This is a genomic window from Micromonospora sp. SD19, assembly GCF_054462275.1.
In genome coordinates this window covers 368,804-390,611 of the sequence record NZ_JBTLMN010000005.1, presented here as the reverse complement: position 1 = coordinate 390,611, position 21,808 = coordinate 368,804, and the positions used below count along the sequence as shown (strand labels likewise).

Annotated in this window: 21 protein-coding genes; 13 read left to right on the top strand and 8 right to left on the bottom strand. The window is 72.2% G+C overall.

Annotation, left to right across the window (positions count from 1 at the left end; translation table 11 throughout):
- Nucleotides 1-11: 11 nt before the first annotated feature.
- Genes ACX27O_RS19665 through ACX27O_RS19640 form a run of 6 tightly spaced genes read right to left on the bottom strand, consistent with a single transcriptional unit; the run spans nucleotide 12 to nucleotide 6,666 of the window.
- Nucleotides 12-989, bottom strand: a complete 978-nt coding sequence (locus ACX27O_RS19665; RefSeq protein WP_458939874.1) for an aldo/keto reductase — start codon at nucleotides 987-989, stop codon at nucleotides 12-14.
- Nucleotides 986-2,518, bottom strand: coding sequence for a sugar ABC transporter ATP-binding protein (locus ACX27O_RS19660; protein WP_458939873.1), 1,533 nt, complete (start codon nucleotides 2,516-2,518; stop codon nucleotides 986-988). The genes ACX27O_RS19665 and ACX27O_RS19660 overlap by 4 nt, the downstream gene beginning before the upstream one ends.
- Nucleotides 2,515-3,465, bottom strand: coding sequence for an ABC transporter permease (locus tag ACX27O_RS19655; RefSeq protein WP_036411135.1), 951 nt, complete (start codon nucleotides 3,463-3,465; stop codon nucleotides 2,515-2,517). The genes ACX27O_RS19660 and ACX27O_RS19655 overlap by 4 nt, the downstream gene beginning before the upstream one ends.
- A complete protein-coding gene (locus ACX27O_RS19650; protein WP_358127552.1) occupies nucleotides 3,462-4,535 on the bottom strand; it encodes an ABC transporter permease in 1,074 nt (357 codons plus the stop codon). The genes ACX27O_RS19655 and ACX27O_RS19650 overlap by 4 nt, the downstream gene beginning before the upstream one ends.
- The gene (locus ACX27O_RS19645; RefSeq protein ID WP_030330523.1) at nucleotides 4,532-5,620 is read right to left on the bottom strand and encodes a mandelate racemase/muconate lactonizing enzyme family protein; all 1,089 of its coding nucleotides are present in this window, start codon (nucleotides 5,618-5,620) and stop codon (nucleotides 4,532-4,534) included. The genes ACX27O_RS19650 and ACX27O_RS19645 overlap by 4 nt, the downstream gene beginning before the upstream one ends.
- The gene (locus ACX27O_RS19640; RefSeq protein ID WP_210864458.1) at nucleotides 5,620-6,666 is read right to left on the bottom strand and encodes a sugar ABC transporter substrate-binding protein; all 1,047 of its coding nucleotides are present in this window, start codon (nucleotides 6,664-6,666) and stop codon (nucleotides 5,620-5,622) included. Before ACX27O_RS19640 ends, ACX27O_RS19645 begins: the two co-directional genes overlap by 1 nt.
- Before the next feature lie 123 nt (nucleotides 6,667-6,789).
- On the opposite strand from ACX27O_RS19640, the gene ACX27O_RS19635 reads away from it, so the two are divergent.
- From ACX27O_RS19635 to ACX27O_RS19620, 4 genes are read left to right on the top strand one after another with little or no spacing between them, the layout of a single operon-like run.
- Nucleotides 6,790-7,509, top strand: a complete 720-nt coding sequence (locus tag ACX27O_RS19635) for a GntR family transcriptional regulator (protein WP_210864459.1) — start codon at nucleotides 6,790-6,792, stop codon at nucleotides 7,507-7,509.
- Between the two features lie 28 nt (nucleotides 7,510-7,537).
- The gene (locus tag ACX27O_RS19630; RefSeq protein WP_210864460.1) at nucleotides 7,538-8,242 is read left to right on the top strand and encodes a (Fe-S)-binding protein; all 705 of its coding nucleotides are present in this window, start codon (nucleotides 7,538-7,540) and stop codon (nucleotides 8,240-8,242) included.
- The gene (locus ACX27O_RS19625) at nucleotides 8,239-9,684 is read left to right on the top strand and encodes a LutB/LldF family L-lactate oxidation iron-sulfur protein (protein ID WP_030330529.1); all 1,446 of its coding nucleotides are present in this window, start codon (nucleotides 8,239-8,241) and stop codon (nucleotides 9,682-9,684) included. The genes ACX27O_RS19630 and ACX27O_RS19625 overlap by 4 nt, the downstream gene beginning before the upstream one ends.
- Complete coding sequence (locus ACX27O_RS19620) at nucleotides 9,681-10,283, top strand: LutC/YkgG family protein (RefSeq protein ID WP_245233581.1); 603 nt, start codon at nucleotides 9,681-9,683, stop codon at nucleotides 10,281-10,283. The genes ACX27O_RS19625 and ACX27O_RS19620 overlap by 4 nt, the downstream gene beginning before the upstream one ends.
- Here ACX27O_RS19620 and ACX27O_RS19615 read toward each other — a convergent pair.
- Nucleotides 10,272-10,772, bottom strand: coding sequence for a signal peptidase II (locus tag ACX27O_RS19615; protein WP_030330531.1), 501 nt, complete (start codon nucleotides 10,770-10,772; stop codon nucleotides 10,272-10,274). The two genes, ACX27O_RS19620 and ACX27O_RS19615, sit on opposite strands and share 12 nt — an antisense overlap.
- Nucleotides 10,773-10,980: 208 nt before the next feature.
- Between ACX27O_RS19615 and ACX27O_RS19610 the strand changes: the two genes are divergently transcribed.
- Genes ACX27O_RS19610 through ACX27O_RS19590 form a run of 5 tightly spaced genes read left to right on the top strand, consistent with a single transcriptional unit; the run spans nucleotide 10,981 to nucleotide 16,114 of the window.
- Nucleotides 10,981-12,570, top strand: coding sequence for an ABC transporter substrate-binding protein (locus tag ACX27O_RS19610; protein WP_358127596.1), 1,590 nt, complete (start codon nucleotides 10,981-10,983; stop codon nucleotides 12,568-12,570).
- Nucleotides 12,540-13,559, top strand: coding sequence for an ABC transporter permease (locus tag ACX27O_RS19605; protein WP_458939872.1), 1,020 nt, complete (start codon nucleotides 12,540-12,542; stop codon nucleotides 13,557-13,559). The genes ACX27O_RS19610 and ACX27O_RS19605 overlap by 31 nt, the downstream gene beginning before the upstream one ends.
- Nucleotides 13,552-14,436 (top strand): ABC transporter permease, encoded by an 885-nt coding sequence (locus ACX27O_RS19600; RefSeq protein ID WP_357639005.1) that lies wholly within the window; start codon nucleotides 13,552-13,554, stop codon nucleotides 14,434-14,436. Before ACX27O_RS19605 ends, ACX27O_RS19600 begins: the two co-directional genes overlap by 8 nt.
- Nucleotides 14,433-15,437 (top strand): ABC transporter ATP-binding protein, encoded by a 1,005-nt coding sequence (locus ACX27O_RS19595; RefSeq protein WP_458939871.1) that lies wholly within the window; start codon nucleotides 14,433-14,435, stop codon nucleotides 15,435-15,437. Before ACX27O_RS19600 ends, ACX27O_RS19595 begins: the two co-directional genes overlap by 4 nt.
- On the top strand, nucleotides 15,434-16,114 hold the full coding sequence (locus ACX27O_RS19590) for an ABC transporter ATP-binding protein (RefSeq protein WP_458939870.1): 681 nt from the start codon (nucleotides 15,434-15,436) through the stop codon (nucleotides 16,112-16,114). The genes ACX27O_RS19595 and ACX27O_RS19590 overlap by 4 nt, the downstream gene beginning before the upstream one ends.
- 23 nt (nucleotides 16,115-16,137) lie before the next feature.
- On the opposite strand, the gene ACX27O_RS19585 is transcribed toward ACX27O_RS19590, so the two are convergent.
- Nucleotides 16,138-17,124 carry a zinc-dependent alcohol dehydrogenase family protein gene (locus tag ACX27O_RS19585; RefSeq protein WP_458939869.1) on the bottom strand — a complete coding sequence of 329 codons (987 nt, stop codon included), beginning with the start codon at nucleotides 17,122-17,124 and terminating at the stop codon, nucleotides 16,138-16,140.
- A 221-nt stretch (nucleotides 17,125-17,345) separates the two neighbouring features.
- Here ACX27O_RS19585 and ACX27O_RS19580 point away from each other — a divergent pair, with 221 nt between their 5' ends.
- The 4 genes from ACX27O_RS19580 (at nucleotide 17,346) to ACX27O_RS19565 (ending at nucleotide 21,761) form a co-directional block, all read left to right on the top strand.
- A complete protein-coding gene (locus ACX27O_RS19580) occupies nucleotides 17,346-19,298 on the top strand; it encodes a copper resistance CopC family protein (protein WP_458939868.1) in 1,953 nt (650 codons plus the stop codon).
- 65 nt (nucleotides 19,299-19,363) lie between these two features.
- On the top strand, nucleotides 19,364-19,966 hold the full coding sequence (locus ACX27O_RS19575; protein WP_458939867.1) for a copper chaperone PCu(A)C: 603 nt from the start codon (nucleotides 19,364-19,366) through the stop codon (nucleotides 19,964-19,966).
- Between the two features lie 23 nt (nucleotides 19,967-19,989).
- Nucleotides 19,990-21,198 carry a Dyp-type peroxidase gene (locus ACX27O_RS19570; protein ID WP_458939866.1) on the top strand — a complete coding sequence of 403 codons (1,209 nt, stop codon included), beginning with the start codon at nucleotides 19,990-19,992 and terminating at the stop codon, nucleotides 21,196-21,198.
- On the top strand, nucleotides 21,195-21,761 hold the full coding sequence (locus ACX27O_RS19565; protein WP_458939865.1) for a copper resistance CopC family protein: 567 nt from the start codon (nucleotides 21,195-21,197) through the stop codon (nucleotides 21,759-21,761). Before ACX27O_RS19570 ends, ACX27O_RS19565 begins: the two co-directional genes overlap by 4 nt.
- Nucleotides 21,762-21,808: the final 47 nt, after the last annotated feature.

Genomic DNA, 21,808 nt, shown 5'->3' with positions numbered 1-21,808 from the left:
CGCGTCGATGATCACGGCGTCGGCACCTGGCTCGGCAGCAGACCCTCGGCCTTGAGATCGGCCCACAGCGCATCGGGCACGTCCCACTCGAACATCGCCACGTTGTCGGCGATCTGCTCCGGGTCCCGGGCGCCGACCACCACGCTGGTGACCGCCGGGTGCCCGAGCGGAAACTGGATCGCCGCGGCCCGCAGCGGTACGCCGTGCCGCTCGCACACCGACCGGATCGCGGTGGCCCGGTCGAGCAGCCTGCGGCTGGCCGGGGCGTAGTCGTAGGGGGCGCCCGGGCTCGGGTCGGCCAGCAGGCCCGAGTTGTAGACCCCGGCGGCGATGATCGCGATCCCCTTCGCCTGGCACAGCGGCAGCAGCTCGTCGAGGCCGGACTGGTCGAGCAGCGTGTACCGGCCAGCGAGCATGAAGCAGTCGAAGTCGCCGGCGTGGGCCAGCTCGACCAGCGCCGGGGCCTGGTTCATGCCGGCGCTGACCGCGCCGATCTCGCCGGCCGCCCGCAGCTGCGCCAACGCCGGGTACGCCCCGGCGACCGCCTCGGCGAGGTGGTCGTCCGGGTCGTGGATGTGCGCGATGTCGATCCGGTCCAGCCCCATTCGGGCCAGGCTCTCCGCGTGGGAGCGGCGTACTCCGGCGGCGGAGAAGTCGAACCGGGGCACGAGGTCGGTCGGCTCGGCCCAGAACTCCTGCCGGTCACCACCGTCGGGGACGAGCAGCCGGCCCACCTTGGTGGAGACGGTGAACGTGTCGCGCGGCTTGCCGGCGAGGACCGCCCCGGCGCGTCGCTCGGAGAGGCCGCAACCGTAGAGCGGGGCGGTGTCGAAGTAGCGCAGCCCGAGATCCCAGGCCGCCGCGACGGTGGCGTGCGCGACCTCGTCACCGACGGCGTCGAACATCCCGCCGATCGGGGCGAGCCCGAGCCCGAGCCGGGTCACCACCACGTCGGTACGCCCCACTGTCACTCGTTCGACGGCCTTCACGCGACAACCCCCTGCCCGTCGTGGATGAACCGGATCACCGACTGACTCATCCGCTCGTAGTCGTGGTCGTTGTCCAGTTCACCAACGATGGCGAACTCGCGCATCACCGCGATCCGGTCGGCGAGGGTGACCATCTCCGGCAGGTCCGACGAGATCAGCAGGATGGCCATTCCGCGCGCGGCCAGGCCGGCGATCAATTCGTGGAAGGCCCCCTTGGTGCGCACGTCGATGCCGACGGTGGGCTCGTCGATGATGAGCACGTCGCAGTCGGCCGCCAGCCACTTGGCCAGGCTGACCTTCTGCTGGTTGCCGCCGGAGAGCTGACCGGCGTGCTGGTCGGGCGAGGCGAGTCGGATGCCCAGCCGGTCGGCGTACTCGTCGACGAGCGTCCGCTCGGAGCGGTCGCGGACGAGTCCCAGCCGGGCCAGCCGGCGCCACACGGTCACCGCTGTGTTGCGGGCCACGGTCTGGTCGAGGAAGAGGCCCTCCTCCTTGCGGTTCTCGGTGACGTAGCCGATCCGGTACCGGTGCAGGGCGTCGCCCACGTCCCGGATCCGGGCCGGCCGCCCGTGCACCCGCACCTCACCGGCGGTGATCCGGTCGAGGCCGAGCAACGCCTTGGCCAGTTCGCTGCGGCCCGCGCCGACGAGCCCGTACAGGCCGACGATCTCGCCGGGGCGAACGGTGAGGCTGACGTCGTGGTGGCCGGCGGCGGTGGCGACGTGGTCGAGCGCCAGCGCCGGGTCGACGTCCGCCGCGACGGTCCGGGCGGCGAGGTGCACCTGCCGGTACGCCCGGCCGACCATCAGGTCGACGATCTCCTCGCGGCTGTGCTCGGCGAGGGGTTCCGCCTCGGCGACGCTGCGCCCGTCGCGCAGCACCGTCACCGTGTCGGCGATCGCGAAGACCTCCTCCAGTTTGTGGCTGACCAGCACTGTGGCGTGACCCCGCTCGGACAGTCGACGCACGATGCCGTAGAGCCGGTCGGCCTCGTCGTTGGTCAGTGACGCGGTCGGTTCGTCGAGCAGCAGCACTGTCGAGTCGGCCGACAACGCCTTGGCGATCTCCACCAGCTGGAGTTGGGCCACCGACAGCCGCGACACCGGCAGGTCGGGGTCCAGGTCGAGGTCGAGCAGTTCGAGGCAACGGCGAGCCTCGGTCCGTAACGCCGCCCGGTCGACCAGGCCGGCGCGGCGGGGCAGATGTTGCAGGCAGATGTTCTCGGCGACGCTGAACGCCGGGATCAGGTTCCGCTCCTGGTGCACCACGCCGATGCCGGCCCGCTGGGCGTCCTGCGGGTTGCCGAGCTGCACCGTACGCGGTTGCCCGTCCGGTCCGGGCAGCCGCAGCTGCCCACCGTCCGGCCGGTACACCCCGGTCAGGATCTTGATCAGGGTGCTCTTGCCGGCGCCGTTCTCGCCGAGCAGCGCGTGCACGCTGCCGGCGGCCAGGGTCAGCGTCGCCTCGTCCAGGGCGCGCACCCCGGGGAACGTCTTGACCAGTTTCTCCGCGGCCAGCACGACGCTCATCGGGTACCTCCGGAGAGCTTGTCGCGGAACTGCCCGAGCAGCACCGCGCCGAGGACCACCGCGCCGATGATGAGGTCCACCCACCGCCGGTTGATGTCGAACTGCGACTGGCTCACGTCGACGAGCCGTACCAGAAAGGCAGCGAGCACCGTGCCGGTCACGCTGATCATGCCGCCGGCCAGGGCCACACCGCCGATGATCGGTGCGGCGAAGCTGGGCAGCAGCAGGTCGTCGCCGATCGAGGCGTTCACCGAGCCGAAGGCGGCCACCACGATCACCGCGGCGAAGCCGGCCAGCAGCCCCGACAGGGTGTGGGCCAGCACCAGCGCCCGGTCGTTCGAGATGCCCGACAGTCGGGCGGCGAACGGGTTGCCGCCGGAGGCGAGCAGGTGCCGGCCGGGCACCGTGCGCCGGAAGAAGAGGGCGACAGCGACGGCGCTCGCCACCGCCAGCAGGAAGACCACTGGCACGCCGGCCAGCGACGCCTGCCCGAACTCCCGCAGGCCGGGCGAGTAGCCCTGGTAGGTGCCGGTGCCGTTCACCCCGTACCGCAGTCCTTCGAGGATCGTCATGGTGGCCAGGGTGACGATGAACCCGTTGATCCGGGTGAAGATCACCAGCAGGCCGTTGACCAGTCCGACGACGGCGCCGAGGGCCAGCGCGGCGAGCACCGCGACCGGGGCGGGCAGCCCGGCGTCGATCATGAGCCAACCCGAGGCCATCGCGCAGAACCCGGTGAGCACGCCCACCGAGAGGTTCATCTGACCGACGGCGAGCACCACCATCTGGGCCAGGCCGATGACGATCGGCAGGGCGAGGAAACGCAGGAAGGCGTCCAGGGTGCCGGCGGTGAGCAGGTTGAAGTCGGTGGCGACCGCGAGCGCCGCGAACCCGAGCGCCGCGATCACCGCGAGGGTGAACTCGTTGGTCCGGATCAGGCTCCTCATGATGGTGACACCGCCCTTCGCTCGGCGAGCACGGCCCGCAACCGGTCCAGCGACAGCGCCGCGAGCAGCACCAGTCCGATGTAGAGCTTCAGTTCCTCCAGGGAGAACTGGAGCAGGTTGAGTCCCTTGTAGATGACCTGGGTGAGGGTCGCCCCGAGCGCGGTGCCGAGGACGCTGACCGCGCCACCGGCGAGCAGCGTCCCACCGAGCACCGGGGCCAGGAACGACGGCAGCAGGAACGATTCCCCGATGGTGGCGGAGAACGCGCCGTTGTTGGCGGCGAGCAGGAACCCGGCCAGCGCGGCGAGCAGCCCGCTCAGCGCGTGCGCGGCGACCACCCGCCGATGCGTGGGGATGCCGGACAGCTCGGCGGCGATCGAGTTGGAGCCGGTCATCAGGATCTCCCGGCCTAGCCGGGCACGTCGGAACAGCAGACCGACACCGAGCGCCGCGGCCACCGCGATCGGCACGACCAGCGGGATCCGGGGCCCGCAGACCTCGCCCATGCAGTAGTCGGCGAAGGTGTCGAAGCGCAGCGCGGAGAGCCCACTCGGCTGCACCGCGAACGACACCCCGCCGGTCGCCCAGGTGTAGAGGATGGTGACCAGACCCAGCAGCCCGAAGTCGAGAGCGAGGGTCACCACGAACGAGTTCACTCCCGTCTTGGCGATGAGCAGGCCGGCGAGCGCGCCGATGCCCGCCCCGACGGCGAGTCCCACGAGCAGCCCGACCAGCAGCGGTACGCCGAGCCGGTCGTAGGCCAGGCCCATCGCGAAGGTGGAGAGCGCGGCCATCCGGCCCACGGCCATGTTCATGTGCCCGAGCGACAGCACGGCGAGTTGGGCGAGACCGACCACGGCGTACACGCTGATGTCGGCCTGCAGCGGTGCCAGGGTGAGGCGGGGGTCGAGGAACGCGGGGGTGAGCGACGAGAAGAGCGCGACCAGCACGGCGATGACGATGAGCAGGCCGAGCCGGGGGTTCGCCCAGACCGGCAGGGCCCTGGTCGGCGGCCGGGGCTCCGCGGCCGGGGGTGCCGCCGACGCCTCCGGCGCTGTTTCCGTCTTCACGCCACCCTCCTGTCCTCGATCGCGTCGCGGTCCCAGTCGATGCCGAGGCCCGGCTCGTCGGGGGCGAGCGCGTGGCCGTCGACGATCGCGATCTCGGTCCGGGTGATCGCGCGCAGTTGTGGGATGTGCTCGACGTAGCGGCTGTTCGGCACGGCCGCGCAGAGGCTCACGTGCAGTTCCATCAGGAAGTGCGGGCAGACCACCACGTTGCAGGCCTCGGCCAGGTGCGCCACCTTGAGCCACGGGGTGATGCCGCCGATGCGCGCCACGTCGACCTGGACGACGCCGGCGGCCTGCCGACGCAGGTACTCGGCGAACTGGCCGATCGAGTACATCGACTCCCCCACCGCGACCGGGATGCTGGTCGCGCGGGCCAGCAGTTCGTGTCCCGCGATGTCGTCGGCCGGCAGCGGCTCCTCGAACCAGGCGAGCTGGTGCGGTTCGAGCAGCCGGGCCCGGCGGATCGCCTCGGCGGCGGTCAGCGACTGGTTGGCGTCGACCATCACGTCGACGTGGTCGCCGAGGGCAGCCCGGACCGCGCCGATCCGGGCGGCGTCCTCGGCCGGGTTCGGCTTGCCGACCTTCAGCTTGACGCCGGGCCAGCCAGCCGCCTGGGACGCCTTCGCGCCGGCGACCAGCTCGTCCTCGGTGAGGTGCAGCCAGCCGCCCTCCGTGTCGTACAGCGGGACGCGGTCCTTGGCGCCACCGGCGAGCACCCACAGCGGCAGACCGGCGGCGCGGGCGCGCAGATCCCACAGCGCGGTGTCGATCGCGGCGAGCGCCAGCGAGGTGATGGCCCCGACGGCGGTGGCGCGGGTGGCGGCGTGCAGGTCACGCCAGATCGCCTCGACCCGCGCGGCGTCGCGGCCGACCAGGTGCGGCAGCAGGTAGTCGCGCAGCAGCGCGAGCACCGCGGTGCCGCCGGTCCCGATCGTGTACGCGTACCCCGTGCCGTGCCCGTCGTCGGCCGTGCGCACCTCGACGAAGATCGTCTCCTGCTTGAGGAACGCCTGTACCGCGTCGGTGCGGACGGTCTCCACGGGAATGTCGACGAGGTACGCCTCGGCCGTGGTGATGCTCGACATCAGCTGCACTTGAGCAGGTCGCCGTCGAACTTCTTCCGCAGTGCCTCGGTGGTGGCGGTGCGGTCGGCCTCGTAGCCGTCCAGGTTGTCCTTCGTCACCACGAACGAGCCCGAGTCGATGGTCACCCCGGGTTCGGCCATGGTGCAGCCGCCGCTGAGCTTCATCAGGGCGTACGAGCCGACCTGGGCCTGACCGACGGGGTTCTGCAGGACGGTGGCGGCCACCGAGCCGCCGCGCAGCCCGTCGAGGACCGTCGGGTCGTCGTCGATGGCGATGACCTTGATGGGCAGCTTCGACTGGCGGACACCCTCGGCCGAGGCGACCGCCGGGTTGTAGGCGGTGTTCACGATCCCCTGGATCTGCCGGCCCTTCGCGGCGAGGAGGTCGGCCACGGCCTTCTGCGCGCTCTGCAGGTCCTTGTCGATGTCGGTGACGCTCTGGATCAGGGTCACCTTGCCGCCGGTCTCGGCGACCGCCTTCTCCACGCCCGCGATCCGGCGTTGGGTGTTGGAGTCGACCTTGTTTCCGGTCAGGTGGACCAGGTTGCCCTGACCGCCCATCGCGTCGATGGCGGCCTTGGCGCCCTTGTACGCGGCGACCTCCACGTCGGTGGAGAGGCAGAAGTCGGCCTTGTTGGCGCCGGCTGGGCAGGAGGCCAGCGAGCCGACGGGGAAGCCCTGCCGCTTGAGGTCCTCGAAGGTGGAGTTGATGTTGTCGGGTGAGACGCCGAAGACCCCGAAGGCGTTGTAGCCCTGCGCGGCGAGGGACTTGAGCACGTCGTTCTGCTTGGTCTGGTCCCAACCCGCGGTCTCGTTGAAGGTGACGTCGCCGAGCGCCAGCTCGGTCTTGGCCTTGGCCCCGGCGTCCTTCCACGGCTGGAAGTACGGGTGTGAGCCGCCGGGCACGAGCGCGACCTTGACCTGCGCCGGTTCCCGACCACCGGCCTCGGCGGTGGTGTCGCTCTTCTTCGTGCAGGCCACAGTGGTCGTGGCGAGGGCCACGACGGTGAGGCCCGAGCCGATTCGGGACAGCATTCTGCGCGACATGTTCGTCTCCTCGGGGGTGGTGGTGCGAGACGGTGGCAGGGAAACCTATTTCCTATAGGATGTTGCTTTGCTAGTGTGTACTCGCTCACACCGGAACAGTCAAGGGGTTGTTGAGGAGACGAGATGGCCCAGCAGGAACCTCGCGAGGGTCGACTCCGTCCCGCCCGTCGACTCACCCTCGCCGAAGACGTCTACGAGTCGATCAAGACGCTGGTCATGGACCACATCCTGCCCCCCGGTGAGCGGGTCAACATCGACGCGCTGGCCCGGGAGCTGGACGTCTCCCCCACCCCGGTGCGGGAGGCACTCGCCCGGTTGGAGGCCGACGGCCTGGTCCGGAAACGCCCCCTCTCCGGCTACACCACCACCCCGCTGCTGAGCCGCGCCGAGTTCGACGACCTGTTCGACGTCCGCCAACTGCTGGAGGGCGCCACCGCCGGGCGGGCCGCCACGCACGCCTCCGCCGAAGCCCGCGAACGGATCAGCGTCGAGGCGGCCGCGAGCATCGACGTGGAGGCCGGCGACGGATATCGCCGGCACGCCGCCTTCACCGCGCTGGACGCGAAGTTCCACGACCTGATCGCCGAGGTCTCCGGCAGCCCACTGCTGCGCGACACCATCACCCGGCTGCACTCACACCTGCACCTGCACCGGCTCTACTTTCCGGTCACCGGCGCGCCGGACACCAACACCGAGCACCAGCGCATCGCCGCCGCCATCGTCGCCGGCGACGCGGCGGCCGCCACCGAGGCGATGCGCGCCCACCTCAGCGCCGCCCGGGAACGCCACCTGCCCGCCTTCGACCGGCTTCCCGCCCCCGGGTCACCGCGCGACCCGGCGTGACCCGCCCCCACCCACCCGAGGAGCCGCCGTGCGGATCGCCCTCTTCATCACCTGCGTCAACGACCTCGCGTTCCCGGCCACCGGCATCGCTGTCACCCGCATCCTGCGGCGGCTCGGCCACACCGTCGACTTCCCCACCGACCAGACCTGTTGCGGGCAGATGCACGCCAACACGGGTTACCGGGCCGAGGCGATGCCGATGGTGCGCAACTACGTCGATGTCTTCGACTCCTACGACGCCATCGTCGCGCCCTCCGGGTCGTGCACCGCGATGATCCGCGACCAGTATCCGCGCCTGCACCCGCCCGCCACCTCGGTGGCCGCCCGCACCTACGAGCTGTCCGAGTTGCTCGTCGACGTTCTCGGCGTCACCGACGTCGGCGCCGAGTTCCCGGAGACGGTCACCTACCACCCCACCTGTCACGGCCTGCGGATGCTGCGCCTGGGCGACCGGCCGTTGACCCTGCTGCGCCAGGTGCGCGGGATCACGCTGGTCGAGCTGGGCGACGCCGAGGAGTGCTGCGGTTTCGGCGGCACCTTCGCCCTGAAGAACCCGGACGTCTCCACAGCGATGCTCACCGACAAGTGCGCCCGGGTCCGTGACACCGGCGCACGGGTGCTGGCCGCCGCCGACAACTCCTGCCTGGCGCACATCGGCGGCGGCCTCGACCGCCACCGCTCGGGCGTACGGGCCATGCACTACGCCGAGATTCTCGCCGGGGCCAGCTCATGAGCCAGCCGGTCGCACCCGCCACCGGGAGCGGACGGATCCGCACGCCGCTGCCCTTTCCCACCGCCGCCAAACCGGCAGTCGCCGACCCGCAGCTGCGGGCCAACCTGCACCGGGCCACCCGCACCATCCGCGCCAAGCGCGCCCGGGTCGTCGACGAGGTACCCGACTGGGAGGCGCTGCGCGACGCCGGCTCCGCGATCAAGGCGGACGTCCAACGTCGGTTGCCGGAGCTGCTGGAGCAGTTCGAGGCATCCGTCACCGCCGCCGGCGCCACAGTGCACTGGGCCCGCGACGCGGCCGAGGCGTGCCGGATCGTGGTCGCGTTGACCCGGGCCGCCGGGGCCGACGAGGTCGTGAAGGTCAAGTCGATGGCGACCCAGGAGATCGAGCTCAACGAGGCGCTGGAGGCCGCCGGGATCGCCGCGTACGAGACCGACCTCGCCGAGTTGATCGTGCAGCTCGGCGAGGACACCCCCTCACACATCCTGGTGCCGGCGATCCACTACAACCGGGCGCAGATCCGGGAGATCTTCCAGCGTCGCATGCCCGACGTGCCGGCCGACCTGAGCGACGAACCGGCCGCGCTGGCCGAGGCGGCCCGCGCCCACCTGCGACGACGGTTCCTCTCGGCCCGGGTCGCCGTCTCCGGCGCCAACTTCGCCGTGGCGGACACCGGCACCCTCGTGGTGGTGGAGTCCGAGGGCAACGGGCGGATGTGCCTCACCCTCCCCGAGACGTTGATCAGCGTCGTCGGCGTCGAGAAGCTGCTGCCGACCTTCACCGACCTGGAGGTCTTCCTGCAACTGCTGCCCCGGTCCTCGACCGGCGAGCGGATGAACCCGTACACCTCGATGTGGACCGGTGTCACCCCCGGCGACGGTCCGCAGGACGTGCACGTCGTTCTTGTCGACAATGGCCGCTCCGCCGTGCTCGCCGACCCGGTGGGGCGGCCGGCGCTGTCCTGCATCCGTTGCTCCGCCTGCCTCAACGTCTGCCCGGTGTACGAGCGGGCCGGCGGGCACGCGTACGGCTCGGTGTATCCGGGGCCGATCGGGGCGATCCTGTCGCCGCAGCTGACCGGGGTGGCCGACAACGCCTCGCTGCCGTACGCGTCGACCCTCTGCGGCGCCTGCTACGACGTCTGCCCGGTGAAGATCAACATTCCGGAGATCCTGGTCCACCTCCGCCAGCAGGCGCCGCATCCGCCGGCCGAACGGGCCGCCATGGGTGTCCTGTCCTGGGTGATGCGCAGCCCTCGGCGCTGGGCCGCCGCCCTGCGCCTGGCCCGGGCGGGTGCGGGGCCGCTCGGGGCGTACCGGATGCGCCGCACCGGCGCGCGTACGCTGCGCCGACTGCCCTGGCCCGGGTCGGCGTGGACCCGGTCGCGCGACCTGCCGCTGCCCGGGCCGCAGACCTTCCGGGAATGGTGGGGGAAGCAGTGAGCGCACGTGACGAGATCCTGGCGCGGCTGCGGACGGCCCTGGCCGACAGCCCGCCGCCGGTGCAGGTGCCCCGCCGCTACCGCCGGGTCGACGACCGCCCCGACCTGATCGCCACCCTGGTCGACCGCCTGGAGGACTACCGGGCGGTGGTCCACCATGGCATCGACGCCCTACCCCGGCTGCTCAGCGAGGTCGACCGGCTCGCCGTCCCCGCCGACCTGCCGGCCGACTGGCTGACCGGTTACGCCGGGCAGGTGCACCGCGACGCGCCCGCGCTGTCACCGGCCGTACTCGACGACCTGGACGCGGTGCTGACCGGCTGCGCGGTCGCGATCGCCGACACGGGCACCATCATCCTCGACGCCGGCCCGACGCAGGGGCGGCGGGCGCTCACCCTGGTGCCCGACCGGCACATCTGCGTCGTTCGCGCCGACCAGGTGGTCGGTCTGCTGCCCGAGGCGCTCACCCGGCTGAACCCGCGCGCGCCGCAGACCTGGATCTCCGGCCCGTCCGCCACCAGCGACATCGAGCTGAACCGGGTCGAGGGAGTGCACGGCCCGCGCCGGCTGGAGGTCGTCCTGGTCGGCTCAGGAGCCTGACGACACCTGCTCGCGGGCCTCGCTCGCCGGCGCCCGCAGCGGAATGCCGCGCACGTTGAGCAGCATGACGATGCCCACGCCGACCACCAAGGCGATGTCGGCGACGTTGCCGACGAAGAACCCGGCGTAGTCGATGAAGTCCACGACGTGCCCGCGAGCGAACCCCGGCTCGCGCAAGAGGCGGTCCAGCAGGTGTGTCGTCGCGCCGCCGAGCACCAGGCCCAGCGCCACCGCCCAGGCCCGCGAGGTGACCCGCAGCGCCACGACCGTCACCGCGACCACCGCCGCCGCCGCGAACACCGCGAAGATCCAGGTGTACGCGGAGCCGATCGAGAAGGCGGCACCCGGGTTGTAGACGAGTCGCAGCTGCAGCAGGTCACCGAGAACGGTGATGGTCTGCCCGCCGGACAGCGCGGACTCGGCCCAGTACTTGGTGAGTTGATCCGCGGCGAGCACCACGGCAGCGATCAACACGACGACGCGGAACACCCCGGAACCCTAGCCGGTCGGCGGCGACAGTCACCACCGGCGGTGAACGCGAGCCCGTACGCCGGCGGCCCCGTTGATCAACAGCATGACGCACAAGCTTGGTAATTGCCAAAGACTGGCAACTGTGCCACCGTGATGATCAACGGTTGCGGCGTTGCGCCCACCCGACCAACGACTCCCCACACCACAGGAGCCCTCCGTGACCCGGATGCGTCCGACCGTCCGACGCCTCGCGGCGTCGACCGCGGCGGCGGGAATGCTCGTCCTCGCCGGCTGTTCGGCCCCGGCCACGCCCGACGGCTCAGCGGGCGGGACCACGCTGGTCGTGGCCACCTCCGACGAACCGGACGCGTTGAACCCGGTGCTCAACTACGGCGTCGACGGCGCCTCGCTGATCTTCGACGGCCTCGTCAGCCGGGACGCTGACAACCGCCTCGTCGCCGCTCTGGCCACGGCGTTGCCGGAGCTGTCGCCCGACGGGCGCACCGTGACCGCGAAGCTCCGCGACGGCGTGCAATTCCACGACGGCACCACGCTGACCGCCCCGGACGTCGTCTTCACGTACCAGGCGGTGCTGGACCCGAGGGTGGACTCCACGCTCCGCTCCGACCTGGACATGGTGGAGTCGGTGACCGCGCCCGACGCGGCCACCGTCGTGTTCCGGCTGCGCTACCCGTACGCGCCGTTCCTGCAACGGCTCACTCTCGGCATCGTGCCGGCCAGGCTGCTCAGCGGGCAGGACATCAACACCGCCGGGTTCAATCGCAAACCGGTCGGGACCGGGCCGTACAAGGTTGAGTCGTGGACGCCGGGCGACCGCCTGGTGCTCACCGCGAACGAGAGCTACTTCGCGGGCCGACCGAAGAACAACCGGGTGGTGGTGGCGTTCGTCGCCGACGACAACGTCCGCGCCCAGCGGATGCGCGCCGGCGAGTTCGACGCCGCCGAGCTGCCACCGAAGCTCGCCTCCGGCTTCGACGCTGACGCGGCGTACCGGGTGCAGCGGGTGCCGACCGCCGACTACCGGGGCGTGATGCTGCCGACGGGCAACCCGGTCCTCGCCGACCCGGCGGTCCGCCGGGCGCTCAACCTGGCCGTCGACCGGGCCGCGATGGTCTCCGGAATCCTCGGTGGCGCCGGCGAACCGGCGTTCGGCCCGATCCCGCCGACCTCCGAGTTCACCGACGCCTCGATCATCGGCAAGCCGACCGCCGACCCGACGGCGGCAGGCGCGCTGCTCGACGCGGCCGGCTGGACCCCCGGCCCCGGCGGGATCCGCGTCAAGGACGGCCGGCCGGCCCGGTTCACGCTGATGTACCCGGCCAGCGACACGCTGCGCAAGGACCTGGCGCTCGCCGTCACCGCCGACGCGAAGAAGATCGGCATCGGGGTCACCCCGGCCGGGCTCACCTGGGACGCCATCGACCCACGGATGAGATCCGACGCGCTGCTGATGGGCTACGGGACGCCGTACGACCCGGATTTCGTCTCGTACAAGCTGTTCAGCTCCCAGTTCGCCGGGCAGGGCTACTTCAACCCGGGCTCGTACCGCTCCGAGGTGACCGACCGGGCCCTCCAGCAGGGCCGCGACCAGATCGACCCGAATCTTCGCAGGGCCGCGTACGCGCGGTTCCAGAAGCAGTTGGCCGCCGACGTACCGTGGCTGTTCCTCACCTACCTGCGGCACACCTACGTGCTGAAGTCCTCGGTGCGCGGTGTCGCTCCCCGCGTCGAGGCGCACGAGCACGGGGTGGCGAACAGCCTCTGGTGGAACATCGACACCTGGACCCGGTCGTGACCCGCTCCGGTCGACTGGCCGGGGCGAGGGCGGTGCTCCGGCGTCGGCTGCTCGTCGCCGTGCCGGTGCTCGCCGCGACCAGCGTCGGGATGTTCGCCCTCGGCGCCGCCTCGCCGGTCGACCCCGCGAAGCAGTACGCGGGCGCGGCGGCCTTCACCGCCAGCGAGGAGAACCTGGCCCAGCTGCGCGCGAACTGGGGCGTCGACGACCCGGTGCCGGTGCAGTACCTGCGCTGGATCGGCAACCTCGTGCGGGGCGACCTGGGCTGGTCGACCAGCCGGCACGAGCCGGTCGCCTCGGTGCTCGCCGCCCGGGCCGGCTGGACGCTGCTGCTGATCGGCGTGGCCCTGGCCCTGGCCCTGGTCGGGAGCCTGCTGCTGGGCTCGTTGGCCGCGTACCGCCGGGGTGGGCTGTTCGACCGCGCGCTGCGCGTCAGTGCGTACGCGGTGCAGTCGATGCCGGTCTTCTGGCTGGGCCTGGCCGCGATCGCCGTGTTCGCGCTGGCCCTGGGCTGGTTGCCGGCCGGCGGGCTCACCGATGTCACAGCGACCGGCACGTCCTGGGGCGACGTGGCGCACCACCTGATCCTGCCGGTCGGGGTGTTGGCCGTGTCCCAGGCACCGTGGTTCGTGCTGTTCGTCCGGGACGCGGTCGCGGAGAGCATGCGCGACGACCACGTGCTCGCGGCGCGGGCGCGCGGGTTGCCCGGCCGGACGGTGCTGTTCGGGCACGCGCTGCGAACCGCGCTGCTGCCGTTCCTCACCCTGGTCGGCACCCACCTGCCCGAACTGGTCGGCGGGGCGGTGCTGGTCGAGACGGTCTTCTCCCTGCCGGGCCTCGGCGCGGTCACCGTCGCCGCCGCGCTGGGCAGCGACTTCCCGCTGCTGGCGGCGATCACGCTGGCCACCACCGCGGTGGTGCTGGCCGCGAACCTCGCGACCGACCTGGCCTACGCCGCCGCCGACCCGAGGGTACGACTCGATGGCTGACCTTGCTACCCGACCGCCACTGCTCCACGTGGCCCGGTCCCGGCTGCGGCTGCGCCCCGGCCAGACCGGTGTCGTCATCGCCGGTCTGGTCCTGCTGACGACCGTCGCCGGCTCGCTGCTCGCACCGCTCGTCTGGCCCCTCGACCAGAGCGCCGTCGCGCTGGACCAGACCCGGTTGGCACCGTCGTGGACCCACCTCGCCGGCACCGACGACCTGGGCCGCGACGTGGCGCACCGCGCCGTCTACGGGCTGCGGGTCTCGCTGCTCGTCGGGGCTGTCGCCGCGCTCGTCGCCACCGTCCTGGGCGGCGTGATCGGCGGGATCGCCGGCACGCTCGGCGGCCGGGTCGACCGGATCCTGATGCGGATCGTGGACACCATCGCCGCGATGCCGCACCTCCTGCTGGGCATCTTCATCGTCGCCATGCTGCGCCCGAGCCTGGGTGCCGTGATCGCCTCCGTCGGGCTCACCCACTGGCTGTCCACCGCCCGCATCGTCCGATCCGAGGTGCTCAGCCTGCGGGACCGACCGTTCATCGACGCCGCGATCAGTGGCGGAGCCGGCCGGTTCCGGGTCCTCACCCGGCACCTGCTGCCGCACGTGCTCCCCCGGCTGGCGTTGGCCACCACGCTGATGATCCCGCACGCGGTGTGGCACGAGACCGCCCTGTCGTTCCTCGGTCTCGGTCTGCCGCCCCACCTCGCCTCGCTGGGCAACATGATCAACGACGGCCAGGGGTCACTGTTGACCGGCGCCTGGTGGGCCAGCCTGGCACCGGGTGCGGTCATCGTCGTCGTCACTCTCGCCATCGCGGTCCTCGCCGCCCGTTGGCGTGACCGCTTCGATCCCCGGGTCCGAGCGGAGCTGCACCTGTGACCACCACCGAATCCGTTCCCGCCCCGGCGTCGGCCCACGCCGCCACGAGTCGGCCGCTGCTGGCCGTGGATGGCCTCGGCGTCGAGTTCCGGCTGCGCGACGCGCGGGTGCGCGCCGTCACCGATCTCCACCTCACCGTCCGGGCCGGCGAACTGCTGGCCGTCGTCGGCGAGTCCGGCTGCGGCAAGTCCGTCCTGGCCCACGCCCTGCTCGGCCTGCTGCCGGGCAATGCCACGACCACCGGCCACGCCGTACTGCACCACCCCGACGCCGACCCGGTCGACCTGGTCACCTGCGGCCAGCGCCAGCTGGCCCGGCGGGTACGCGGGCGCCTGGTGGGCCTGGTTCCACAGAGCCCGGCCACCGCCCTGAACCCGGTCCGCACCGGGCGGCGGTTGCTCGCCGAGACGCTGCGGGCGCACGGCCGCGACCGCGCCGACGCCGACCAGCTCGCTGTCGACGTCGGGCTCGACCCGGCGGACCTGGACCGCTACCCCCACGAGCTGTCCGGCGGGATGGCACAGCGGCTGGTCACCGCGCTCGCGCTGGCACCCGACCCGGCGCTGCTCATCACCGACGAGCCCACCACCGGGCTGGACCGGCCGCTGGTCGACCACACCCTCGACCTGCTGCGCCGCCGCTGCGACAACGGCGCCGCCGTCGTGCTCATCACGCACGACCTGGCCGCCGCGCGCCGGGTCGCCGACACCGTCGCCGTGATGTACGCCAGCCGCGTCGTGGAGCACCGCGACACCGACGAACTCTTCACCGCGCCGACCCACCCGTACGCCTCGGCGCTGCTCGACGCCCTGCCGGACCGGGCCTTCCGGCCGGTGCCCGGCGACCCGCCGATGCTCACCGCGCTGCCCCCCGGTTGCGCGTTCGCGCCCCGCTGCCCGCACCGCACCGACACCTGCGCTGACCGACCAGAGCCGACACCGGTCGCCGGTGGCGGCACCGTGGCCTGCCACCACCCGATCCGCACCGGAGCCACCCCGTGACCAACACGCCACACCTGCTCGCCGACGAGGTGACCGTCGGGTACGGCCGCCAGGTCGTCCTCGACCGCGTCACGGTGCGGATCGACCGGGGCGAGACGGTCGGACTGCGCGGGCCGTCCGGTTGCGGAAAGTCGACACTGGTACGGGTCCTGGCCCTGCTGCACCAGCCCGATCAGGGCCGGGTCAGCATCGACGGCACCGCAGTCAACGCCGTTCGGTACGCCGTGCCGGTGGCCCTACGGACCCGCGTCGCCGCCCTCTTCCAGAGCCCGCGCGCCGCCGCCGATCCCCGGCTGAGCCTCACCGACCTGATCGCCGAACCGCTGCGCGCCACCCGGACACCCGAGGCGGCGGTCCGGGAACGGGTCACCGAACTCGCCGACCTGGTCGGCCTCACCGCGGATCTGCGCAGCCGACGTCCGCACGCGGTCTCCGACGGGCAACTGCAACGCGCCTGCCTGGCCCGGGCCCTCGTGCACCGTCCCGACTACCTGCTCTGCGACGAGGCCACCGCGATGCTCGACGCCTCCACGCAGGCGCACGTCGCCGCCGTCATCCGCGACTACCAGCTGACCCAGCAGGCCGGGGTTCTGGTCATCAGCCACGACCAGACCCTGCTGGAGCGCTGGAGCGACCGGATCGTCGACCTGGCCGGCACGGCACCCGCACGGACCTGACCTCCCGGCCGACGGGTTCCCGCTCAGTCGGCGACGTCCACGATGACCTTGCCGTTGGCGGTGCCGTCGGCAACCAGGCGGTGGGCGTCCATCACCGTGTCGAGCGTGAACCGGCGCGCGTCCAGTCGGGGACGCAGCGCACCGGCTTCGGCCAGCGCCGCGATCTCGCGCAGGATGGCACCGTGGTGTTCACGGCCCCGCCCGGTGAGCATCGGCAGCAGGGTGAACACGCCGGAGTAGGTGGCGCCACGGAACGACAGCGGGGCGAGCGAGTGCGCGCCCCAGCCCAACGCGCTGACGACGTGCCCGTGGTAGGTGCGGACCGCCGCGAACGAGGCGTCGAGGGTCGTGCCACCGACGTTGTCCACGATGATGTCGAACCCCTCACCGCCGGTGTGTCTCTCGACGTACTCGTCGACGGTGCTCGTGGTGTAGTCGATCGGCACGGCGCCCAGGCTCTCGATCACCGGCAGGTTCGCCGGCCGGCCCGTGGCGTACACCTCGGCGCCTCGTGCCCGGGCGAGTTGCACGCCCACGTACCCGACCCCGCCGGCGCCGCCGTGCACCAGCACCTTCTGCCCGGCGTGGACCCCGGCCCGGTCGACCAGACCTTCCCAGGAGGTGACTGCCGCCAACGGCAACGCGGCGGCCTCCCGCATCGAGAGGTTGTTCGGCTTGTGAGCCAGCAACCGGGCGTCCACGGCGGTGTACTCGGCCAGCGAGCCCGGCAGGTCACCGACTCCCCCGCACAGCCCGTACACCTCGTCTCCCGGGGCGAAGCCGGTCACCTCCGCGTCGACCGCCGCGACCACACCGGCGAGGTCCATGCCGAGCACCGCGGGTAGCTGGACACGCGCGTGTGCGGCCTTCCCCGCCTGGATCTTCGTGTCGAGCGGGTTGACCCCGCTGGCGACGACCCGCACCAGCACCTGACCGGGCCCGGGGGCGGGATCGCCGATCTCCTCGACCGTCAGCGGAACGTCGAACTCCCGCAGCACCGCAGCCCGCATAGCCCCCACACTCTCCGTGATCGAGACGTCAGGTGGACGCTAACCGACCGGATTGCCGACCGGGCGGCTTCTTCGGTGACCGCCGCTGGCACCCGCCGGAAACTTTCGCCCGACGCCGGCCGACCATCCCGGTACCACCGTTCCACCCGCCCCGCTTTTGCCGTCTGAGGAAAAAGATCGCCACCTCTTGTAAAAAGTCTCCGCGCAGTCAGGATATTCAGATGCGTCGTCACCCTCAGATCGCTGGGCGGGTGGTCTCGGGCCTCCTCGCGTTCCTCCTCGTCTCGGCTGTCGCCCTCCTCGCGTCCGCTCAGCCCGCCGCAGCTCACGGGACCCTCGCGATGTCCACGCCGGCGGGTGGCGCCACGGTGCGCGAGCCGTTGACGTCGGTGCAGCTGTTCTTCACCGAGAAGGCCGCGGCCAACGCGTTCTTCACGGTCACCGCGCCGGGTGGCATCCGGGTCGACAATGGCTGGTCGTACGGGGAGCCGAAGCCACTGGACAAACCGGTACGCGAGTACTTCCTGGTGAACGGCCAGTTCGAGCCACGCGAGTACACGACCGGCTTCCCGGCGACGGTGGCGGTCACACACCTGCCGGCCAAGGGCGAGTACTCGGTGAGCTACCTGTCGGTCGCCTCGGACGGCGACCCCGTACGCGGGACCTTGACCTTCCGCTACGCCGGGCCGGTGACGGCGGCGCCCAAGGGGTGGAGTCCGCCGTCGACCCAGCCGGATCCGGCGCTGTTGGCTACCGCCGAGCAACACGGGTCATCCGGGCAGGTCTCGGCAGTGCCGACGGTCGCGGCCGAGACCCCGATTCCGCCGTCCGCGGCAGCGGCTGCTCCGATCGAGTCGACTGACGAGAGCGGCCCCGGAGCGGTCGCGTGGGTCGGCCTGGCGGTGGTCGCGGTGGCGGTCGCGGCGGCCGGGTTCGTCGTCTGGCGTCGGCGGACGGCCTCCACTGGCAGACCTGCCGGCCGGGGCCGTACCGCGCCGGCGACATCCGGTCGACGCGGCGCCGGCACCCGTCCCGGAACCAGGACCCCCGGCACCAAGGGCGCCGGTAGCAGGACCGCCGCTGCCAAGACTGGCGGCGGCAGGGCGGTCGGTGGCAGAACCGACGCAGACCGGGCCGCCGCGACGACCGGCAACGGTACGCAGACCTCGGACACTCGACCGCCCGCCGACCCCGGAGCGTCGCCGGACCCGGACCTCGCCAGCGCGACGCCCCGGTCCCGGCTGAGCAACACCGGGCTGGCACTGTTCGTCGGTGCCCTGGTGCTGGCCCTGCTCGGCGGGTTCGGCTTGGCGCGCATCAGCGGCAACGAGGGCCTGGCCGCCAACACCGCCCGGCGGCCGGCGGGCGGTCCGCCCGCCTCCGGCACGGAGGTGTCCGCGACCGACGGACACCAACACCCGGCGGGCACCGGGCCGCACACGCACCGGGGCGACAGCGGAACAGGCGAGACGCTTGCCACCGGGACGACCGTCAGCGCCGCCGGCTTCACGCTGCAACCGCTGGAACGAACCCAACCCGCCGGGGTACGCGCCGACTACCGCTTCCGCATCGTCGGCACCGACCGGCAGCCGGCGACCCGCTTCGCGGTCGTGCACGACAAGCCGTTGCACCTGATCGTGGTGGGCCGGGACCTGACCGGCTACCAGCACCTGCACCCGACGATGGCACCCGACGGCACCTGGAGCGTCCCGCTGACGCTGGCCCGACCCGGCGGCTACCGCGTCTACGCCGATTTCTCCGTCACCAGTGCCAACGGCACGCCGCTGCCGCTCGTGCTGGGCGTCGACCACACAGTGCCGGGCGCGCACACCCCGGCCGTGCTGCCACCGGCGCAGACGCAGGCGGCTGCCGGTCCGTACGCGGTGTCGATGACCGGTACCCCGACGGTGGGGGTGACGGCGCCGATCCACTTCCAGGTCACCAGCGCCGCTACACCCGCCCAGTTGGAGCGGTACCTGGGCGCGTACGGGCACCTGGTCGTCGTGCGGGAGGGCGACCTCGGCTACGTGCACGTCCACCCCGAGCAGGAGCTGGTCGACGGGACCGTCAAGTTCTGGTTGACCGTGCCAAGTGCCGGCCGGTACCGGGCCTTCTTCGACTTCCAGGTCGCCGGCACGGTGCACACCGGGGAGTTCACGATCGACGTGCCCTGAGCCTGGAACTTTCTCCGTGCTGCTGCCGACCTACCAGCCAGCAGCAACCATCGGAGGAAGAACACATGCGCAGCACCAGCCCGCTCGGTCCACGCCGCCGCTCGGCCGCGATCCTCGCCGCCACGATCCTGACGGTGGGCACCGCCGGATGCGGCTCGTCCGACTCTCCGTCGACTGCGCAGCCGGGCCCGTCCGCGTCGGCGTCGGCCAACCCGGACGCTGGTGTGCTCGGCATTCGTGACCCGTGGGTGAAGGCCGCCGACAAGGGCATGACGGCGGCCTTCGGCACCCTGGTCAACGACGGCGACAGCGACGTCACGGTGACCGGTGCGACCACCGCCCTGTCCTCGATGGAACTGCACGAGATGGCCATGAAGGACGGCACTATGGTCATGCGGCAGAAGCGGGGTGGCATCGTGATCAAGGCCGGGAGCACCCACGCGTTGGAGCCCGGCGGCGACCACCTCATGCTGATGAACCTCAGCAGGCCCGTTCGGGCCGGCGACGAGTTGACCTTCACCTTGACGTTCGCCGACGGCAGGACCCAGCAGTTCCGCGCCGTGGCCAAGCCGTTCACCGGCGCGCAGGAGAGCTACGCCCCGGGGCACGGCCAGCCTCTGCCCGGCACGAGCGCCACGCCGACGATGAGCATGAGCCCGGCATCGTGACGCGGACGCCACGTGTGCGGCCGGTGAGCAGGCGTGGTCTGCTCACCGGCGGAGCCCTGGCCGCCGGAGGGGCCCTGGCCGGCGGTGCCGCCGTCGCCACGACTCGAACCGGCACCGGGCAACCGCAGGCCGCCCTCGACACCACGCCGGCGGCGAACGTCGGCAGCCTGGTCGAGCCGTTCCACGGCGCCCGGCAGGCCGGGGTGGCCACCGAACCGCAGGCGCACGCGTCGTTCGTGGCGCTCACGCTGCGGGCCGGCGTCGACCGGGCCGCGCTGGGCCGGATGTTGCGATTGCTCACCGACGACACCGCCCGACTCACCCAGGGCCGGCCCGCGCTGGCCGACACCGAGGCCGAACTGGGGCTGCTGCCCGCCCGGCTGACAGTGACCTTCGGCTTCGGGCCCGGCCTCTACCGGGCGGCCGGCGTCGACGACCGCCGGCCGGCATCGGTCACCGACCTGCCGTCGTTCCGCATCGACCGGCTCCAGCCGGCCTGGTCCGGCGGTGACCTGCTGCTCCAGATCTGCGCTGACGACGCGGTCTCCGTCGCCCACGCCCAGCGGGTCCTGATCAAGGACAGCCGACCGTTCGCCACGGTGCGGTGGGTCCAGCAGGGCTTCCGGCGCAGCCCCGGTGTCGAGCCGGGCGGCCACACCCAACGCAACCTGTTCGGTCAACTCGACGGCACCGCCAACCCGCGACCCGGCGCGCCCATGGACACCGCGCTCTGGGTGCCGGACGGCCCGGTGTGGCTGCGCGACAGCACCACCGTGGTGGTGCGGCGGATCAGCATGAACATGGAAACCTGGGACCTGCTCGGCCGGGCCGACCGCGAACTCGCCGTCGGGCGGCGGCTCGACACCGGTGCCCCGCTCACCGGCACCGCCGAGCATGACGAACCCGACTTCGCCGCCACCGATCCGGACGGGCTCACCGTCATCCCCGACTTCTCGCACCTGACCCGCGCCCACGTCACCGACGACCGCTTGAAGATCCTGCGCCGGCCGTACAACTACGACGGTGTGCCGACGGCCGAGGGTCACGCGGACAGCGGCCTGATCTTCACGTCGTACCAGGCTGACATCACCCGGCAGTTCCTGCCCATCCAGCGCCGGCTGGCCGACCGGGACCTGCTCAACGAGTGGACCACGCCGATCGGGTCCGCCGTCTTCGCCATCCCACCCGGATGCCCACCGGGCGGTTGGATCGGCGAGCAGGTGCTCGGATGACCGGGTCGCCGTCGCGCCCCACCGCCGTCCGGATCGGCGCGGCGGTGCTCGCCGTCGTCGTGGCGGTGCTCATCCCGGCCGGCCCGGCCTGGGCGCACAACTCCCTCCGGGCGGCCACACCCGCCCGGGACGCGACAGTGCCGAGCGCACCGACCGAGGTCACGCTGGAATTCATGCAGCGGCTCGACCCCACCTTCACCACGATCGTGCTCACCGACGCCGCCAAGCGGAAGCTTCCCACCGGCGAACCGGTGGTCACCGGGGCGACGAGCACGGTCCGGGTGACCGACACCCTGCCGAACGGGACCTACACGGTCGCCTACCGGGTCGTCTCCGTCGACGGGCACCCGGTTCAGGGGTCGTACCCGTTCACGGTGGCAGATCCCACCTCCAGCGCCGCGCCGGTTGCCAACCTCAGCGCGTCAGCGACCGCCCCGGCCGCCGCCGGCACGGAGTCCGACGACGGCCCGAGCGCCGGTGTGCTCGTGGCGGGGGCCGCGCTGGCCCTCGTCGTCCTGGTGACGGCCGTTGGGCTGCGGTGGCGACGGACGGTGCGGCGCTGATCAGACGGTGATCCGCTCCACAGTGGCGCGGACCGCAGCGACGCGCA

Coding starts and splice junctions, on each gene's coding strand:
- ACX27O_RS19660 (WP_458939873.1), bottom strand. CDS start 2,518: ATGAGCGTCGTGCTGGCCGCGGAGAAACTGGTCAAGACGTTCCCCGGG.
- ACX27O_RS19655 (WP_036411135.1), bottom strand. CDS start 3,465: ATGAGGAGCCTGATCCGGACCAACGAGTTCACCCTCGCGGTGATCGCG.
- ACX27O_RS19645 (WP_030330523.1), bottom strand. CDS start 5,620: ATGTCGAGCATCACCACGGCCGAGGCGTACCTCGTCGACATTCCCGTG.
- ACX27O_RS19640 (WP_210864458.1), bottom strand. CDS start 6,666: ATGTCGCGCAGAATGCTGTCCCGAATCGGCTCGGGCCTCACCGTCGTG.
- ACX27O_RS19635 (WP_210864459.1), top strand. CDS start 6,790: ATGGCCCAGCAGGAACCTCGCGAGGGTCGACTCCGTCCCGCCCGTCGA.
- ACX27O_RS19625 (WP_030330529.1), top strand. CDS start 8,239: ATGAGCCAGCCGGTCGCACCCGCCACCGGGAGCGGACGGATCCGCACG.
- ACX27O_RS19610 (WP_358127596.1), top strand. CDS start 10,981: ATGCGTCCGACCGTCCGACGCCTCGCGGCGTCGACCGCGGCGGCGGGA.
- ACX27O_RS19600 (WP_357639005.1), top strand. CDS start 13,552: ATGGCTGACCTTGCTACCCGACCGCCACTGCTCCACGTGGCCCGGTCC.
- ACX27O_RS19585 (WP_458939869.1), bottom strand. CDS start 17,124: ATGCGGGCTGCGGTGCTGCGGGAGTTCGACGTTCCGCTGACGGTCGAG.
- ACX27O_RS19580 (WP_458939868.1), top strand. CDS start 17,346: ATGCGTCGTCACCCTCAGATCGCTGGGCGGGTGGTCTCGGGCCTCCTC.
- ACX27O_RS19575 (WP_458939867.1), top strand. CDS start 19,364: ATGCGCAGCACCAGCCCGCTCGGTCCACGCCGCCGCTCGGCCGCGATC.
- ACX27O_RS19565 (WP_458939865.1), top strand. CDS start 21,195: ATGACCGGGTCGCCGTCGCGCCCCACCGCCGTCCGGATCGGCGCGGCG.